General features: G+C 59.4%; 15 protein-coding genes. 7 read left to right on the forward strand and 8 right to left on the reverse strand.

Going from position 1 to position 16,839, the window contains the following annotated elements; all coding sequences use genetic code 11:
* The first annotated feature begins 10 nt into the window (after positions 1–10).
* The 7 genes from DXX3274_RS18025 to DXX3274_RS18055 all read left to right on the forward strand — a co-directional run bounded on the left by DXX3274_RS18025 (position 11) and on the right by DXX3274_RS18055 (position 4,554).
* The gene (locus tag DXX3274_RS18025) at positions 11–730 is read left to right on the forward strand and encodes a YggS family pyridoxal phosphate-dependent enzyme (RefSeq protein ID WP_305809464.1); all 720 of its coding nucleotides are present in this window, start codon (positions 11–13) and stop codon (positions 728–730) included.
* 33 nt (positions 731–763) lie between these two features.
* Positions 764–1,585 (forward strand): pyrroline-5-carboxylate reductase, encoded by an 822-nt coding sequence (gene proC, locus DXX3274_RS18030; protein ID WP_042860939.1) that lies wholly within the window; start codon positions 764–766, stop codon positions 1,583–1,585.
* 43 nt (positions 1,586–1,628) lie between these two features.
* A complete protein-coding gene (locus DXX3274_RS18035; protein ID WP_038666084.1) occupies positions 1,629–2,183 on the forward strand; it encodes a YggT family protein in 555 nt (184 codons plus the stop codon).
* Entirely contained in the window at positions 2,180–2,470 is a 291-nt protein-coding gene (gene yggU / locus DXX3274_RS18040) for a DUF167 family protein YggU (RefSeq protein WP_038666082.1), read from the forward strand. Before DXX3274_RS18035 ends, yggU begins: the two co-directional genes overlap by 4 nt.
* Before the next feature lie 98 nt (positions 2,471–2,568).
* On the forward strand, positions 2,569–3,162 hold the full coding sequence (locus DXX3274_RS18045) for an XTP/dITP diphosphatase (protein ID WP_042860940.1): 594 nt from the start codon (positions 2,569–2,571) through the stop codon (positions 3,160–3,162).
* A complete protein-coding gene (gene hemW, locus DXX3274_RS18050) occupies positions 3,155–4,294 on the forward strand; it encodes a radical SAM family heme chaperone HemW (protein ID WP_042860941.1) in 1,140 nt (379 codons plus the stop codon). Before DXX3274_RS18045 ends, hemW begins: the two co-directional genes overlap by 8 nt.
* A gap of 131 nt (positions 4,295–4,425) precedes the next feature.
* Positions 4,426–4,554, forward strand: a complete 129-nt coding sequence (locus DXX3274_RS18055; protein WP_038666077.1) for an entericidin A/B family lipoprotein — start codon at positions 4,426–4,428, stop codon at positions 4,552–4,554.
* A gap of 52 nt (positions 4,555–4,606) precedes the next feature.
* On the opposite strand, the gene DXX3274_RS18060 is transcribed toward DXX3274_RS18055, so the two are convergent.
* The 8 genes from DXX3274_RS18060 to lpxO all read right to left on the reverse strand — a co-directional run bounded on the left by DXX3274_RS18060 (position 4,607) and on the right by lpxO (position 16,614).
* Complete coding sequence (locus tag DXX3274_RS18060) at positions 4,607–5,062, reverse strand: GNAT family N-acetyltransferase (protein WP_038666075.1); 456 nt, start codon at positions 5,060–5,062, stop codon at positions 4,607–4,609.
* Between the two features lie 9 nt (positions 5,063–5,071).
* Entirely contained in the window at positions 5,072–6,319 is a 1,248-nt protein-coding gene (gene lplT / locus DXX3274_RS18065) for a lysophospholipid transporter LplT (RefSeq protein WP_042860942.1), read from the reverse strand.
* Positions 6,316–8,514 (reverse strand): bifunctional acyl-ACP--phospholipid O-acyltransferase/long-chain-fatty-acid--ACP ligase, encoded by a 2,199-nt coding sequence (aas, locus tag DXX3274_RS18070; protein ID WP_042860943.1) that lies wholly within the window; start codon positions 8,512–8,514, stop codon positions 6,316–6,318. Before aas ends, lplT begins: the two co-directional genes overlap by 4 nt.
* A 702-nt stretch (positions 8,515–9,216) precedes the next feature.
* On the reverse strand, positions 9,217–10,614 hold the full coding sequence (locus DXX3274_RS18075; protein ID WP_042860944.1) for a glycoside hydrolase family 1 protein: 1,398 nt from the start codon (positions 10,612–10,614) through the stop codon (positions 9,217–9,219).
* A gap of 54 nt (positions 10,615–10,668) precedes the next feature.
* On the reverse strand, positions 10,669–12,159 hold the full coding sequence (locus DXX3274_RS18080; RefSeq protein ID WP_042860945.1) for a glycoside hydrolase family 1 protein: 1,491 nt from the start codon (positions 12,157–12,159) through the stop codon (positions 10,669–10,671).
* 16 nt (positions 12,160–12,175) lie between these two features.
* Positions 12,176–14,092 (reverse strand): beta-glucoside-specific PTS transporter subunit IIABC, encoded by a 1,917-nt coding sequence (locus tag DXX3274_RS18085; RefSeq protein WP_042860946.1) that lies wholly within the window; start codon positions 14,090–14,092, stop codon positions 12,176–12,178.
* A 221-nt stretch (positions 14,093–14,313) separates the two neighbouring features.
* The gene (gene licT, locus DXX3274_RS18090) at positions 14,314–15,186 is read right to left on the reverse strand and encodes a BglG family transcription antiterminator LicT (protein WP_042860947.1); all 873 of its coding nucleotides are present in this window, start codon (positions 15,184–15,186) and stop codon (positions 14,314–14,316) included.
* Positions 15,187–15,711: 525 nt separating this feature from the next.
* On the reverse strand, positions 15,712–16,614 hold the full coding sequence (gene lpxO, locus DXX3274_RS18095) for a lipid A hydroxylase LpxO (RefSeq protein ID WP_042860948.1): 903 nt from the start codon (positions 16,612–16,614) through the stop codon (positions 15,712–15,714).
* Positions 16,615–16,839 lie beyond the last annotated feature (225 nt).

A 16,839-nucleotide genomic window follows, 5' to 3' on the forward strand; every position in this document is an offset into this window, starting at 1 on the left:
CTGAACCATTATGACGATATCGACAGTCCAGCAAAATCTACAGGACGTCCGGCAGAGAATCTCGGCGGCGGCGGAACGTTGCGGGCGCGCGCCAGAAGAAATTACGCTGCTTGCCGTCAGCAAAACCAAACCTGTGAGCGCGATCGAAGAAGCCATTGCGGCCGGGCAACGGGCGTTTGGCGAAAACTATGCGCAGGAAGGGGTCGACAAGATTCGCCATTTCCAGACCCATCAGCCCGATACGGCGCTGGAGTGGCACTTTATCGGGCCGTTGCAGTCGAATAAGAGCCGTCCGGTGGCGGAGCATTTCGACTGGTGCCACACCATCGACCGGCTGCGCATCGCCCAGCGCCTGAGCGAGCAGCGCCCGGCGCATCTGCCGCCGCTCAACGTGCTGCTGCAGGTCAATATCAGCCAGGAAGAGAGTAAATCCGGCATTCTGGCCGGCGACCTGCCGGAACTGGCGGCCAGCGTGGCCCGGTTGCCGAACCTGCGGCTGCGCGGGCTGATGGCGATCCCCGCGCCGGAAACGGATCATGACCGTCAACTGGCGGTATTTCGCCAGATGACCGAACTTTTTCTGCAACTGAAAGCGGATTATGGCACTTTGGATACCCTGTCGATGGGCATGACCGACGACATGGCCGCCGCCATTGAGGCCGGCAGCACGCTGGTGCGGATCGGCACCGCGATTTTTGGCGCACGTGATTACCGTTCACCGGCCAGTTAACCTTAACGGACAGACGAGAACAGCGAGAATCTGATGGAACACCGTAAAATAGCCTTTATCGGCGCGGGCAATATGGCGCAGGCGATCATCGCCGGTCTGATGGCGGGCGGCTATCCGGCCAGCCACGTCAGCGTCAGCGCGCCGTCCGCCACAAACCGGGCGCGGCTTGCCGCCCGTTATGGCGTTGCCAGCCTGGGCGACAATATCGCCAGCGCCCGCGATGCCGACGTCGTGGTGTTGGCGGTCAAACCGCAACTGATGGCGGGCGTCTGCGAGACGCTGGCGCAGCAGGTGGATTTCAGCGGCAAACTGGTGTTGTCGATCGCCGCCGGCGTCAGCGTCGCCCGTTTCCGTCAGTTACTGGGCGATTCGCTCAACATCGTGCGCATCATGCCCAACACCCCATCGCTGGTGGGTCAGGGCATGAGCGGGCTGTACGCGCCGGCGAACGTCGGCGAAGCCGATCGGGCGTTTGCCGCCGACCTGATGAACAGCGTCGGCAAGCTGTGCTGGGTCGCCGACGAAGCGCAGATTAACGGTGTGATTGCCGCCGCCGGCAGCGCTCCCGCCTACTTCTTCCTGTTCATGGAAGCCATGCAGCAGGAAGCGATTCGTCAGGGTTTCGACGCCGACACCGCCCGGTTGCTGGTGCAGCAAGCGGCCAGCGGCGCGGCGGCGCTGGTGGAAGCCAGCCCGGGCACCCCGCTGTCGACACTGCGGGAAAATGTGACCTCCAAAGGCGGCACCACCGCTGAAGCGCTGCGCGTGTTCAACGAGCGCCAGTTGGGCCAGATTGTCGCCGATGCTATGCAAGCCGCCGTACACCGGGCGAAAGAAATGGAATCGCTGTTCTGATTGCCGTCTGAAACATGATTTTTAATGAAGGAATAACCGTCTCATGCTGACCCTGACTTTTCTGGTCAAAACCCTGATTGACCTGTACGTGATGGTGTTATTGCTGCGCATCTGGATGCAGTGGGCGCGCAGTGATTTTTACAACCCGCTGGCGCAGTTCGTGGTGAAGCTCACCCAGCCGATCATCGGGCCGCTACGCCGTATCATCCCGTCGCTGGGGCCGATCGACAGCGCCTCGCTGCTGCTGGCGTTTCTGCTCACCACGCTCAAGTATCCGTTACTGTTGCTGATTCAGGTCGGCTCGCTGTCGCTGAGCCCGATCAACCTGCTGGTGGGGCTGCTGGCGCTGGTCAAATCCGCCGGTTATCTGGTGTTCTGGATAGTGATTATCCGTTCGCTGATGAGCTGGATAAGCCAGGGCCGCAGCCCGGTGGACTACATGCTGCATCAGTTGACCGAACCACTGATGGGGCCGGTGCGCCGCATTCTGCCGTCGGCCGGCGGGCTGGATTTCTCGCCGATGGTGGTGATTCTGGTGCTGTACCTGTTGAACTATCTCGGCATGGATTTTTTCCCGGGGCTGTGGTTCCTGTTGTGAGTGCCGTCAGTCGCTGCGAAGACGGGTTGGTGATTCGGCTGTATATTCAGCCGAAAGCCAGCCGGGATCAGATTGTCGGGCTGCATGGCGACGAGCTTAAAGTCGCCATCACCGCACCGCCGGTGGACGGTCAGGCCAACGCACACCTCATCAAATTTCTTGCCAAACAGTTTCGCGTCGCCAAAGGCATGGTGACCATCGAAAAGGGCGAGCTTGGACGTCACAAACAGATTAGAATCGTCAACCCGCAAGCCATCCCGGCCGATGTCGCGGAACTCATCCCCTGAAGTTATTCTTTGAACGGAATTTATTCTCTGAACAGACGTTATTCCCTGAACGGAAGCGATTCCCTGAACAACTACCCTGAACATTGCAGGAACAACAGATGCAAAACGTGGTTTTAGCCACCGGCAATGCCGGTAAAGTGCGTGAACTCGCCGGTCTGCTGGCGGATTTCGGCCTCGACGTGGTAGCGCAAACCACGCTGGGGGTCGAATCCGCCGAGGAAACCGGTTTAACCTTTATCGAAAACGCCATTCTGAAAGCGCGCCACGCCGCGCGTGAAACCGGCCTGCCCGCCATCGCCGACGATTCAGGTCTGGCGGTGAACGCGCTGGGCGGCGCGCCGGGGATTTACTCCGCCCGCTACGCCGGGGAAGACGCCAGCGATCGGCAGAATCTGGACAAACTGCTGGCGGCGCTGGACAACGTAGCGGACGAACAGCGTCAGGCCAGCTTCCACTGCGTGCTGGTGTATCTGCGTCACGCCGACGACCCGACGCCGCTGGTGTGCCACGGCAGTTGGCAGGGCGTCATCGCCCGCGCGCCGGCCGGTGAAGGCGGGTTCGGCTACGACCCGGTGTTTTTTGTGCCGTCAGTCGGCAAAACCGCCGCCGAGCTGAGCCGCGAAGAGAAAAACGCCCTCTCCCACCGCGGTCAGGCATTGCGTCAGCTGCTGGATGCTCTGCGACATGCTTAATTTGCCGCCGCTCAGCCTGTACATCCACATTCCCTGGTGCGTGCAGAAGTGCCCCTATTGCGACTTCAACTCCCACGCGCTGAAAGGCGAGGTGCCGCACGACGATTACGTGGCGCACCTGCTGGCGGATCTGGATGCCGACCTGCCGCTGGCGGGCGGGCGTCCTCTGCACAGCATCTTTATCGGCGGCGGCACGCCGAGCCTGCTCAGCGCCGAGGCGATGCAACAGTTGCTGGATGGCGTGCGCTCAAGGCTGTCCTTGCCGGCCGAGGCGGAAATCACCATGGAAGCCAATCCCGGCACGGTGGAAGCCGACCGCTTCAGCGGCTACCAGCGGGCGGGCATCAACCGGATTTCCATCGGCGTGCAGAGTTTCAGCCCGGATAAACTGACGCGGCTGGGCCGCATCCACGGTCCACAAGAGGCCAAACGCGCCGCCCGGCTGGCCGCCGGTCTGGGGCTGCGCAGTTTTAATCTCGACCTGATGCACGGGCTGCCGGAACAATCGCTGGACGACGCGCTGGACGATCTGCGTCAGGCCATCGCGCTCAACCCGCCGCACTTGTCCTGGTATCAGTTAACCATTGAGCCTAACACCCTGTTCGGCTCGCGCCCGCCGGTGCTGCCGGACGACGATGCGCTATGGGACATTTTCGAGCAGGGTCACCGTTTGTTGAGCGACGCCGGGTATCAGCAGTATGAAACCTCGGCCTACGCCAAACCGGGTTACCAGTGCCAGCACAACCTCAATTACTGGCGTTTCGGCGATTATCTGGGCATCGGCTGCGGCGCTCACGGCAAAATCACCTTCGCCGACGGCCGTATTGTGCGCACGGTGAAAACCCGCCACCCACGCGGCTACATGCAGGGCAATTACCTGCAGCAACGCAGCGAGGTGGCGATGGCCGACCGGCCGTTCGAGTTCTTCATGAACCGTTTCCGGTTGCTGGAACCGGCGCCGCGCGCTGATTTCACCGCCTACACCGGACTGCCGGAAAGCGCCATCCGTCCGTACATCGACGCGGCGCTGGCGCAAGGCTACCTGACCGAAACCGGGCAGCACTGGCAGGTGACCGAACACGGCAAGCTGTTTCTCAACTCGTTGCTGGAGCTGTTTCTGGCGGAAGAATGAGTAGCTAAGAGACACGGTCGCAGCACAAAAATCCGGCTTAACCGACTGACGACACGTTGAATTCCGGCACGGGATTATGACAAAGTGAAGGCGGGATTTGCCCCGTTATACGCTATAAAAGGTAAACCACCATGAAAACGATCACCCTACTGGTTGCCACGCTATTTATGGCGACCGCATTGACCGGCTGCAACACCGCTCGCGGATTCGGTCAGGACGTTCAGAAACTCGGCAGTTCCATTTCCCATACCGCCAGTTGATCGGCGCCCCGCCTGCCGCACAGGCAGGCGGGTCACCTTTACAGAACCGTCATTACCCCGCCGTTCGCATCGGCACGTGGGGAATCCCATCCTCGTCGTAACCGTCGCCACAGACGGCAAAACCGAACTGTTGATAAAAATGCTGCAGGTGCGCCTGCGCGGACAAGTATTGCGCCCGCCCCGGCCAGTGTCGGGCACAGGCGGCCTGTGAATGCATCAACAACTGATGCCCCAACTGCTGACCGCGCGCGTCGGGCGCGACGACCACCCGGCCGATGGTTACGGCGTCCTGCCCGTCATGGGGCGCCAGCAATCGCGCGCAGGCGATCAACCTGCCGTTTTGCCAGGCGGTCACATGGCGGTTGCCGTCCACCAGATCCAGACCGTCCGGGTCCTGATAGGCGCACTGCTGCTCCACCACAAAGACCTGACTGCGCAGGCGCAAAATGTCGTATAGCGCATAAGGGTTCAGGTCTTTCACGCCCCAGTCATGCCAAATCAGACTCATCGCCGCTCCTTATTCGCCGTCAGCCGAATGGGTCGTTGCCGCCGATTCAGGCCGACGCCGCCACTGGGTGACCTGCACCCAGACCCACAAACCGGCAATGGCCAGCGCAAACAGCACGCCGAAGCCGACGCCGATCGCCAGTACCGGCACGCCGACCTTCACCGCCAGCGAGTAGAGCGCCAGCATCAACAGCATGGCGCCGTTTTCGCCCAGGTTCTGCACCGCAATGGCGTTGCCCGCCCCCACGCTTTCCCGGCCGCGTTCCTGCAACAGCGCATTGAGCGGCACGATGAAGAAGCCGCCCAGCGCCCCCAGCACCAGCAGGCAGGCGTAAGCGCTAATCAGGCTGTGTTGCAGGGTGAACACCACCACCATCACGCCGATCAATACCCCGGCGGGCAGGCAGCGTCGCACGGTTTTCAGCGTGACCAGCTTACCGGCCGCCGCCGCGCCGACCACAATCCCCACCGCCACCATGGCGTTGAGTAGCGTCGGCGTCGAATTGTCGTTGATGCCCAGCGCCAGCGGCACCCACAGCACCAGCAGGAAACGCAGCGTCACGCCCGCGCCCCAGAACATGCCGGTGCCGACCAGCGAAAAACGGGTTTCGCCGTTGCGCCACAGCACGCGGCAGGCGTCAAAGAACGAGCGGGTCATGCGCGCCGGGCGCCAGGACGCGCCGGGGCGCGCCGCCGCCAGTTTCGGAATCAGCAGGTTGGCGGCCAGCGCGATGCCATAAGCCAGCGCACACACCGCCAGCGCGCCGTAGATCTGCCAGTCGGCCAGCACGCCGCCCACCACCGATCCGGTGAGAATGGCGGCGATGGTGGACGCTTCCATCAGGCCGTTGGCTTTCACCAGCTGATCGCCGCGGGTGATTTCGCCCAGAATGCCGTACTTGGCCGGGGAATAGGCCGCCGCGCCCAACCCCACCAGGGTGTAGCCCAGAAACGGATTGCCGCCCAGACAGATCAGCAACGCGCCGGCCAGCTTCAGGGCGTTGGCGAACATCATCACCCGCCCTTTGGCGAAACTGTCGGCGAACTGGCCGACAAACGGCGCCAGCACGATATAGGCGGCGACAAACCCCATCTGCAGGAAAGGCTGGCTCCAGTCGGGGTAAGCCAACGATTTCACCAGCGCCAGCGTAGCGAACAGCAGCGCGTTATCGCCGAAGGCGGAGAAAAACTGCGCCACCATCACCGCGTTCATGCCGCGGGAAAACAGCGATGACGAGGGAGAAATCTGATTACTCATGCATCATGCTCCGGTTGTTCCCCGGCCTCCTCCGCCGCCTCACCAGCGGGCTGTTCCGCCAGTTGGCGCAGCGTGACGAAGTCCGGTTTGCCGCTGCCCAGCAACGGCAGCTCTTTCAGGTAACGGATATCGCGCGGCACCGCCAGTTCCGGCATGCCGCTCTGGCGCGCCTGCGTCAGCAAGCTGTCGCGGGTAAGACCGGCATCGGTGGTAAACAGCACCAGCGCCTCCCCTTTGCTGCTGTCGCTGCGGGCGCTGGCGGCGTGCTGCGCCTGCGGCGATACCTGATTCGCCAGTTGCTCCACGCTCTCCAGCGACACCATTTCCCCGGCCAGCTTGGCGAAGCGCTTAACGCGGCCGACGATGGTGCAGAAGCCCTGTTCATCCAGATCGACGATGTCGCCGGTGTCGTACCAGTTCGCTTCACGCTGCCCCAGCTCGTTTTCCGCCGCGGGCAACTCCAGCTCGCCGGGGTTTTCCACCCGCAGATAGCCTTTCATCACGTTCGGCCCGCGCAGTTGCAGACGGCCGCCGTGATGGATGCCCGGCACTGGAATCAACCGCGACTCGATGCCCGGCAACAGCCGGCCGACGGAATGCAGTTTGCACGCCATCGGTACGTTGATCGCCACCACCGGCGCGCACTCGGTCACGCCGTAGCCTTCCAGAATGCGGATGCCGAATTTGTCCTGCCATACGGTCCGCACCCGTTCGGACAGTTTTTCCGCCCCGGCCACCACGTAGCGCAGGCGGGCGAAATCGTACGGATGGGCGAAGCGCGCATAGTGCCCGAGGAAGGTGGAGGTGCCGAACAGCACCGTGCAGTTGCGGTCATACACCAGCTCCGGCACGATGCGGTAATGCAACGGACTCGGATAGAGGAACACCCGCGCGCCGGTCATCAGCGGCGTCAGCAGCCCCACCGTCAGCCCGAAGGCGTGGAACAGCGGCAGCGCCGACATAAAACGGTCACGCGGCGTGAAATCGGCTACGGTGCGGATCTGCTCCACGTTGGCCGTCAGGCTGTTGTGGGTATGCACCACCCCTTTCGGGTTGCCTTCCGAACCGGAGGTAAACAGGATGATCGCCGCGTCGTCCGACTGTTGCGGGCGCATGGCGCGCGTCGGGAACAGCAGGTGGAACAGGATCCACAGTTTGTCCGACAGCGTAACGGTATCCTTCAAATCTTCCAGATAGACCCAGTTAGCCTCTTTCACCTGCTGCGGCAGGTAGGTCAACTTGCCTTTCTCCAGAAACTGCCGCGAGGTGACGATGGTTTTAATCCGCGCCGCGGTCATCGCGCTCTGAATCCCTTTCGCCCCGGAAGTATAGTTGAGCATTGCCGGCACCCGGCTGCCGAGCGACGCGCCGAGAATCGCGGCGGCGGTGACGGTGGCGTTGGGCAGCAGCAACCCGACATGTTCGCGCTCGCCGGTAAAGCGCTGCAGAATGCGCGACACCCCGAGCGATTTTTTCAGCAATCCGTGGTAGCTGTCTTCCTTCAGGTTGATGTCTTCAATGCACGGCGAGTGGTAGCCGTAACGGGCGCAGGCGGCCAGAAAGGCTTCATATAACGTATGGTGCGGGCGCACCGCCATGCGTGCGTCCATCATGATGCGATGCAACGCTTCTCCCGCCAGCTCGCGGCGCTCGCGCGCCGAAGACGCCACCGGCATCGGCAGTTGGGCCGGCGGTAAAAAGTGGAGGGAAACCGGCGGAAACAGACGGCGACGCAACACACCGCCCAGACGGCCGAAATGGGTGAACTCCGTTCCTTCGATACGTACCGGCACCACCGTTGCGCCGGCGCGGGCGGCCACAAACGCCGCGCCGCTGTAAATCTTCATCAGCGAACCGGTGACGGTGATTCGCCCCTCCGGGAACACCACCACCGGGCGGCCCTGCTCCACCAGTCGGATCAACTGTTTAATCGCCAGCGGTTTGGTCGGGTCCAGCGGTAGAAAATCGATATACGGTTTCAACCAGCGCATGAACCAGCGGTCGGTGATACTGGAATAGACGGCGAACACCGGTTTGCTTTGCACCGGCAGAAACAGCGCCATCAACACGCCATCAAGGAATGAAACGTGGTTTGGGGTAATCAATATCTTTGACTGCCGGAAACTGCTTTCATCACCCGTTACCTGAATGCGGTACAGATGCTTCAGCACCCAGCGTAAAAAGGTATAAATCATCCCACCTCCCTATGTGTACACAGTAACCCTGTCCGGTTTGGACCCACATGCCGCCGATTGTTCATGATCGCTCGCTCCCATCGATTGTTCACTTTCGCCGCCGGCATAACCGCGACGTCGGGATAACGCGCGCACCGTGGCGCAGCTCCCCGTCAACGGGTTCACCATACCATAAACCACGCCAACATTAGCGATGAAAACACCGCCGGAATCAGCGGCGACAGGGAGTAAAAAAACGGCCGAAAATCATCAGGCTGCGGCGGGGAAAGATCGGGCGGGTTGCGGCCCGAACGGGGATGCTGACAAACAGCCCTATTGTTTTGTGACAGACAAATTTATGCCAGAACAGTGGGAGGTTTCGTGCGTGATAACGTCGGTTGTCCCTTTGCAACGTCACCGCACGCACGACAAGGAGAGGTTCAACGCCACCTCGCCTTGACCACTGGCTGATGGCTAAACTGTGGCGCTGCGCGCTTCCTTCGGCGTTCGCCTTCGCTGTTCGGGCCGCCCGTGACGCTCTCCCTGAGCGGCACGAGCTTTCGCGACGTCCTGTCGCTCACCCGGCGAAGTCGTCCACCTCAGCACAGTTTTTGACGCCAGAAAAACCACTATCCTGTATTTAAAAAGTTTGTCAGCCATGTGTCGCAGGTTATCCCGCCAAGAGGAGACTCTGACGGCATTCCGCATCATACAGGACACGATCTATAACACTTCGCCGTTACTGGCGATCACCTGCCGGTACCAGTCAAAGCTCTTTTTCTTACGGCGCGCCAGCGTGCCGTGGCCGTCATTGTCCTTATCCACATAGATAAAACCGTAGCGCTTTTTCATCTCGCCGGTGCCGGCGCTGACGATATCAATCGGCCCCCACCAGGTGTACCCCATGATGTCGCAGCCATCGGCTATCGCCTGCGCCACCTCGTGCAGATGCTGTTGCCCGTAGCGAATGCGGTCGTCATCGTTGATGACGCCGTTTGCGTCCGGCACATCCACCCCACCGAAGCCGTTTTCGACAATAAACAGCGGCTTTTCATAGCGATCCGCCAGTTCGTTACACACCAGCCGCAAGCCTTTGGCGTCAATCGGCCAGCCCCAGTCGGTGCTTTGCAGATACGGATTTTCCTTGCCGATCACCCCGCCGGTATCCGCCAGCACCGGCATACCGGCCTGATAGGTGGCGCTGCGGTAATAGCTGAACCCGAGGTAGTCGGACGGATGCGCCGCCAGCAGCGCCAGATCGCCCTCTTCCATCGCCGGTTCAATGCCGTGTTCGCGCCACATCCGCTGACTGTAAGCCGGGTAGTGGCCGCGCATCATCACGTCGGCGTAAAACAGCGAGCGACGCCGCATCTGCATCGTTTCGAACACGTCATCCGGGCGGCAACTGTGCGGATAAACGGTGCTCAGGGACAGCATGCAGCCGATGCGGGCGCCCGGGATTATCTGATGGCACAACTGGTTAGCCAGCGCGTTGGCGACAAACATGTGATGGCTGGCCTGATAAATCACCGCCAGCCGTTCCTCCGGCCCCGGCTGCACCGCGCCGGCGGCGAACGGGATACGGTTCATGTTGTTCAGTTCGTTGAACGTCATCCAGTACTTCACCTTGTGCCGATAACGGCGAAACACCGTGTCGCAATAGCGAACGAAATACTCCACCAGTTTACGGTTGTGCCAGCCGCCGTAGCGCTGGTACAACGCCAGCGGCGTTTCATAGTGCGACAGGGTAATCACCGGCTGGATGCCGTACTTCAACAGTTCGTCAAACAACTGGTCATAGAAACGCAGCCCCGCTTCGTTGGGCTGCGCCTCATCCCCCTGCGGGAAAATGCGCGACCAGGCGATCGAGGTACGAAAGCATTTGAACCCCATTTCGGCAAACAGGGCGATGTCGTCCCGGTAGCGGTGATAGAAATCGATCGCCTCGTGGCTGGGGTAGTAACTTGCGGGGTCGATCGCCGTATCCGGTTTGCCCGCCACGATGCCGCCGCGTACCACATCGGCAATCGACGGCCCTTTGCCGTCCTCATTCCAGGCGCCTTCCGCCTGATTGGCGGCAATCGCGCCGCCCCATAAAAACCCTTGCGGGAAACGAGCCATGATCACTCCTTACATGTCCGGTAAAGCCGACGGCCCGCGCCGCCGGCGTCTGGGTCAGTCGAGGTCCGCGCCGTTGGAGGCGATCAATTTTCGATACCAGTAGAAGCTCTTCTTGCGCGAGCGCTGCTGGGTGCCGTGGCCGTCGTCGTCCTGATCGACGTAAATAAAGCCGTAGCGCTTGGAGATTTGCGAGGTGCCGGCGCTGACTACGTCGATCGGCCCCCACCAGGTGTAGCCGAACAGTTTGACGCCGTCCGCCAGCGCTTCCTTCATTTGTTCCACATGTTGGCGCAGGTATTCGATGCGGTAGTCATCGTCAATTGAACCGTCCGGGTTGACGCTATCCACCGCGCCCAGCCCGTTTTCGGCGATGAACAGCGGTTTCTGATAGCGGTCATACAGCTGGTTGAGCGCCAGCCGCAACCCTTTCGGGTCAATCTGCCAGCCCCACTCGCTGGTGGGCAGGTAGGGGTTGCGGATGCCGCCGGTGATCAGGTTGCCGGTCGCGCTTTCCAGCTTTTCCGGGTGGGCGCTGACGGTGCTGGACATGTAGTAGCTAAACGACACGTAATCCACCGGGTACTGCCGCAGGATCTCGTCGTCCCCTTGTTCCTTGTTCAGCACCACGCCTTTTTCCGCCAGCATACGGTCGGTATAGGCCGGATAGTAGCCGCGCGCCTGCACGTCGCTGAAGAACAGCGACACCCGCTGCGCTTCCTCGCAAGCCTGTAGATCGTCCGGGTGACAGGTGTTGGGATAAAGGATCTGGTAGCTGATCATGCAACCGACCTGCGAGCCGGGAATGATCTGATGGCAGGCCTTGGTCGCCAGCGCGCTGGCGATGAACTGGTGGTGCACGCCCTGATACTTGTCCTGCTCCAGATGCGGATTGTCTTCCTCGATCACCCCGACGCTGACGTAGGGGTGATGCTTGACGCAGTTGATCTCGTTGAAGGTCATCCAGTATTTGACCTTGTGTCGATAGCGCTCAAATACCGTGGTGGCGAAACGCACGTAGAAATCGACCAGCTTACGGTTGGGCCAGCCGCCGTATTCGGTGACCAGACACAACGGCATCTCGTAGTGGGACAACGACACAATCGGCTGAATGTTGTGCGCCAGCAGGGCATCAAGCACCCGGTCGTAAAACGCCAGCCCGTCTTCATTCGGTTCGGTTTCGTCGCCGCGCGGAAAAATGCGCGTCCAGGCGATCGACATACGAAAGCACTTGAAGCCCATCTCGGCGAACAGCGCGATATCTTCCTTGTAGTGGTAATAAAAGCCGTTGCCCCTACGCTTTGGATAGTACTTTTTACTTTGCGGGTCCTGCGCGTCCTCCACCTGCCGGTGGGTCATAAACAACCACTGATCCAGCCAGCGTTCTTTGGGCGTGCGGCTGTCAAAGGTATACACGTCCGATACCGACAACCCTTTGCCGCCCACGTTCCAGGCGCCTTCCAGCTGGTTGGCGGCCGTCGCGCCGCCCCACAGAAAATCCGGTGGAAAAGCGTTTAAATCCGATGGATACGTTTTTGATACGCTCATGCTTGTTTCCTCTCCCTCAGGCCGCCGCAGCGGTCAGTTTCATCAAGGCGTCGCGCGAGTGGACGTCGCCGTTCAGCAACGGGCTCACTTCGCCATAACATTCGGTATTGGTGACGATCACGATCACGCTGGGGTCGATGCCTTCCGCCAGTAGCGCCGGCAAGTCGAAACTCACCAGCGGTTCGCCCACTTCCACTATCTGCCCGGGCTGGGCGTGACGAATAAAGTGGCGGCCGTCGAGTTTGACGGTATCGATGCCGATGTGGATCAGCACCTCGGCGCCAGTGTCGCTTTTGAGCGTCAGCGCGTGGTGGGTGTCGAATATCGATTCGATGCGCCCATTAACCGGCGACAGCAGTTCGCCGTTTTCCGGGTAGATGGCGATCCCCTTGCCGAATACCTCCCCGGCAAAGACCGGATCGCTGAGGCTCTCCAGCGCCACCACCCGCCCGGCTACCGGCGCAAACAGCTTTTCGCTATGGAGCAGCTTGTCGTTATGGAACAACGAGCCGTCATGTCCGCTCAGCGCCACCGGCGCGGCCGGCATTACCGTCTGCCCTTCATGCGGTACGGCGGCTTTTTCCACGTTCTCCTCGAATCCGAGTACGCAGGTCATCACCGTTGCCGTGGTGAAAGAAATCGCCATGCTGGCCAGCGCGTACAGGAAGGTCGGCCCCACCAACGCGGGTAACCCCGGCAGTCCGCTCAAGGCAAAGGCGTAGGTTTTCACCCCGAAAAACATGGCGAACGCGCCGCCACAGGCGCCGCCAATCAGCGCGGCGGCGAACGGGCGTTTGAAACGGATATTGACGCCGTACATCGCCGGCTCGGTGATGCCCATAGTGGCGGTCAGGCTGGTGGACAACGCCAGCGACTTGGTTTTCTTGTCGCGGGCGCGCAGGAACACGCCGAACGCCGCCCCCGCCTGCCCCATGTTGGCGATATAGAAGATTATCTTGAACGGATCGAACCCCATCTTGCTGATGTTGTTGATCATGATGGGGATCAGCACATAGTGCATGCCGGTAATGATGATCATCGACAGCGTGCCGCCCAGAATCAGCCCGGCGAGAATGCCCATGTTGTCCACCAGCCAGACGATACCGGTGGAAAGATGGTTGCCGACGATGATGCCGAGCGGGCCGATGGCGATCAGCATGACTGGCGCGACGATCAGCAACGTCAGCAGCGGCACGAACATGGTTTTCAGTGCGCCGGGCATGATGCGGTCGACGCGGCGCTCCACCCAGGACATCAGCCACACCGCCAGCAGAATCGGGATCACCGACGAAGCGTAAGACACCGGCGATACCGGCAGCCCGAGGAAGGTAATCTCGCCGCCGCCTTGAAACAGCTTGGTCAGGGTGGGATGCAACAACGTGGCCGCCAGCGCCACCGCCACATACGGATTACAGCCAAACTTGTGGGCGGCGCTGAACGCCAGCACCAGCGGCATGAAGTAAAAAATGCCGTCGCTGATGGCGGACAGGATCAGGTAGGTTTGATTGGTGTTGGATACCCAGTGCAGCGCCACCAGCAGCGACAGAATCCCTTTGAGAATACCGGCGCCGGCAATGGCCGGGATCACCGGCGAGAAGATGCTGGAAAACGCTTCCAGCAACGCCGAGATAGGGTGTCGCGGCCGCCCGGCCTCCGGGGCGTCGGCGGTCTGGCTCGCCAGCAGCGGAAACTGCCGGATCAACGCGCGGTAGACATCCGCCACGTCGTTGCCGATGATCACCTGAAACTGTTCGCCGGCGACATTAATACCAATTACCCCGTCTAATGCTTCCAACTGGGCGCGATCGATACGTTGCGCTTCATGCAAATAAAAACGCAATCGGGTAATACAATGAAAAACCTGTCGGATATTTCCTTCCCCTCCGACAAGCGCCACAATGTTCTTTGCCGTCTCCTGATAATTAACTGACATAATAATTCCTCTTTCCAGAAAGAAATCTTACGATTTCTGCAACAACCGCACGGTATTTACCGTGGCGCTTTGTTCCTCTGGGGTTTGCCTGCGTCAGCGGATATCGCCGCTGCCAGTAACAAGCCTATTCGGAATGATTTATACCCTTCATACTTCACGTTGCCGGTGTGTTGGCTGCCCTCATTCACCCCGGTCACTTACTTATGTAAGCTCCCGGGGATTCATTCGGTTGCCGCCTTTCTGCAACTCGAATTATTTTGGGTAAGATAATGGATCATATTATCGATATGAATGGTTAGGTAGAGTTTCTCCGAATTGGTCATGGTGTGTTGGTAGTTTTTTTTGATAAAGGTATTGATGGCTTCCACACAGCCCAGCGTTTTTTGATAGCGTTGTTGAACCATGGTAAATAAATCGCCGTCGTCATTATCCAGCGAGGCGCCTTCCACCACCCGTTGAGAAAAAAACTTCAGGTGGGTAATGAAGCGGTAATAATTGCCGTTGTTTTCATCCAGCGGTACCTGAAAATAATATTTGACGATATTCTGCACCTGGTAAATCAGCTGCGTAATCTGCTTCATATTGCCGATATTCTCGCCAAGCTCGGCATTGACGATATGCAACGCAATACTGCATGCCTCATCTTCCGGCAGAGTGACGCCCAGCGTTTCCCGTATCAACGCGAGCGCTTGCTCCGCCACGGCATACTCTTGCTTGTAGAAGTGGCGCACTTCCCAGTGCAGCGGGTTCTGAATCAGGGTGCCGTTGCGCTGGCACTGCAGGGCGAACGCGAGGTGATCGGCCAGCGTGACGTAAATGCCTTCGCTCAGTTTCTGCTGTAGTTGCTTTTTCACCGTTTCGACAATGTCGCTGGTCAGCTGCAATATTTCCAGCGGGACTTCCTGCGCCAGGTCCTTAAAACGCGCGGAAATGACGTTATCCTGCAAACGAAATATTTTCTCCACCCGCGGCATTTCCACATCCTGCCCGGTTCGGGAATGAAAACCCAATCCGCAGCCGGTCAAGATAAGCTCCTGCCCCTGATTGTCGGTAACGCTGACTACATTATTATTCAGGACTTGAGTTATCTTCATCGCATTTCTCCTGAAAACAGAAACGGGCAAAACTTAAATACAGCAGACGGCGAAGTCAGTCGACTTCATACTGTTGCTGCACTTATGTTTTGCCCGCCGAACGGTAACAAGCCTTATGCAATAAGCAGAAACTATCACCCGCTATTTTTGGCGTCAATCGCGCCTCTGACAGGTGGCAGGATTTCTTTTTTATTTGTGACAAGGGTATTATTTTCCCGCCTGCCGGAACGCAGGCAAAAAAAAACCTACGCATCCGCGTAGGTTGGTGCAATTTGAATGGTTCAATGTGGAGAACACATCGATTTGTCACCCATCAATACCTCTGGGACTTGTTACTCTAAAGAGAGTCATCCCGAATCACTAGCGCAGAATCGAAAGATAAACGTTCGAAGTGCAACCAACTGTAAAATTCTCGAGTGAGCTGTAATAAAGCCGTGAAAAACAACAGTTGTCATGCAATTCGGCCGACTTTACCGACCGACGCCGACCAGAATTCAGCCGGCGGACGATCGCCGTTCGAACCGGCTATAGCGCCAGCCAGATCAGCGCCGCGATACCGCCGAACAGCGTCCACTTCACCAGATAGTAAACCGGCTTATTCCAGCTTTTCAGCCGCTTGCCCACTTTTCTGATCGCATAAACATAGCGGAAGATCCGGTTAATCCCGCCGGTGCGATCCGCGTCGGTATTGGGCGCGGCCGCCGCGCTCATCAGATTGCGCCCCACCCAGTGATTAACCGCCTGCGCCCAGCGATAGCGCATCGGCCGTTCGATATCGCAAAACAGGATCAGCCGGTTCTGGCCGCTGGTGTTTTCCGCATAATGAATATAGGTTTCGTCAAACAGCACGCCTTCGCCATCCCGCCAGCTGTAGCGCTCGCCGTCGACCTCGATAAAGCAGCGATCGTCATTGGGCGTATTCAGCCCCAGGTGGTAACGCAGCGAACCGGCATACGGGTCGCGATGGCGCGGCAAACGGCTACCGTCCGGCAGGGTGGCGAACATCGCCGCCTTTACCGACGGCAGCGAACGCAGCAACGCCGTAGTATTGGGGCACATCACATCCGCGGACGGATGGGCATCCTCATACCATTTCAGGTAGAACCGTTTCCAGCCGGTCTTGAAGAACGAGTTGAAACCGGCGTCGTTATAGCGATCCGACGCTTTGATTTCCTGCATCGCCAGCAGCTTTTCCCCCTCTTCCCGGATCATCGGCCAGTTCTCCTGCAACACCGCCAGTTCGGGGAAATGGCCGGGCCTGAGATACGGCGTCACCGGGACGCGGGAAAACAAGTACATAAAGCCGTTGAGCGGCGCGGTAAAGGTTGAGTGATCCGACAGTTGGCGCCAGAACTTATAACGTACGCGACCACGAAAGTGGACGTAGGCGACCGCCAGAATAAACACCATCAGAATGACATATTTCATGCAGTGACTTCCCTGAAAGCGATGAGCCCACCCGGCGCAGGATGACGGCTCGTTGAAGAAACACACCCATAACGTATGGCAAACAACATATTTACGTTTCACCAATATTGCGGCCGGGGAGAGTATGACGACGCGCCGACAGCGAAAGTTGCGATCCCCGCCTCTTGCGGCTGCGGCTTAATTCCGTGACACTCTGGCAGTCACTTGATTCAGCGCACCATTTTC

Origin of the sequence: Dickeya sp. NCPPB 3274 (assembly GCF_000406205.1) — a bacterium.
Classification (GTDB): domain Bacteria; phylum Pseudomonadota; class Gammaproteobacteria; order Enterobacterales; family Enterobacteriaceae; genus Dickeya; species Dickeya fangzhongdai.

What these genes read in the sequence shown, in the direction of transcription:
- hemW (WP_042860941.1), top strand. Translation starts at nt 3,155, where the DNA reads ATGCTTAATTTGCCGCCGCTCAGCCTGTACATCCACATTCCCTGGTGC.
- DXX3274_RS18025 (WP_305809464.1), top strand. Translation starts at nt 11, where the DNA reads ATGACGATATCGACAGTCCAGCAAAATCTACAGGACGTCCGGCAGAGA.
- lpxO (WP_042860948.1), bottom strand. Translation starts at nt 16,614, where the DNA reads ATGAAATATGTCATTCTGATGGTGTTTATTCTGGCGGTCGCCTACGTC.
- DXX3274_RS18035 (WP_038666084.1), top strand. Translation starts at nt 1,629, where the DNA reads ATGCTGACCCTGACTTTTCTGGTCAAAACCCTGATTGACCTGTACGTG.
- licT (WP_042860947.1), bottom strand. Translation starts at nt 15,186, where the DNA reads ATGAAGATAACTCAAGTCCTGAATAATAATGTAGTCAGCGTTACCGAC.
- aas (WP_042860943.1), bottom strand. Translation starts at nt 8,514, where the DNA reads ATGATTTATACCTTTTTACGCTGGGTGCTGAAGCATCTGTACCGCATT.
- proC (WP_042860939.1), top strand. Translation starts at nt 764, where the DNA reads ATGGAACACCGTAAAATAGCCTTTATCGGCGCGGGCAATATGGCGCAG.
- lplT (WP_042860942.1), bottom strand. Translation starts at nt 6,319, where the DNA reads ATGAGTAATCAGATTTCTCCCTCGTCATCGCTGTTTTCCCGCGGCATG.
- DXX3274_RS18080 (WP_042860945.1), bottom strand. Translation starts at nt 12,159, where the DNA reads ATGAGCGTATCAAAAACGTATCCATCGGATTTAAACGCTTTTCCACCG.
- DXX3274_RS18085 (WP_042860946.1), bottom strand. Translation starts at nt 14,092, where the DNA reads ATGTCAGTTAATTATCAGGAGACGGCAAAGAACATTGTGGCGCTTGTC.
- DXX3274_RS18045 (WP_042860940.1), top strand. Translation starts at nt 2,569, where the DNA reads ATGCAAAACGTGGTTTTAGCCACCGGCAATGCCGGTAAAGTGCGTGAA.
- DXX3274_RS18075 (WP_042860944.1), bottom strand. Translation starts at nt 10,614, where the DNA reads ATGGCTCGTTTCCCGCAAGGGTTTTTATGGGGCGGCGCGATTGCCGCC.
- DXX3274_RS18055 (WP_038666077.1), top strand. Translation starts at nt 4,426, where the DNA reads ATGAAAACGATCACCCTACTGGTTGCCACGCTATTTATGGCGACCGCA.
- DXX3274_RS18060 (WP_038666075.1), bottom strand. Translation starts at nt 5,062, where the DNA reads ATGAGTCTGATTTGGCATGACTGGGGCGTGAAAGACCTGAACCCTTAT.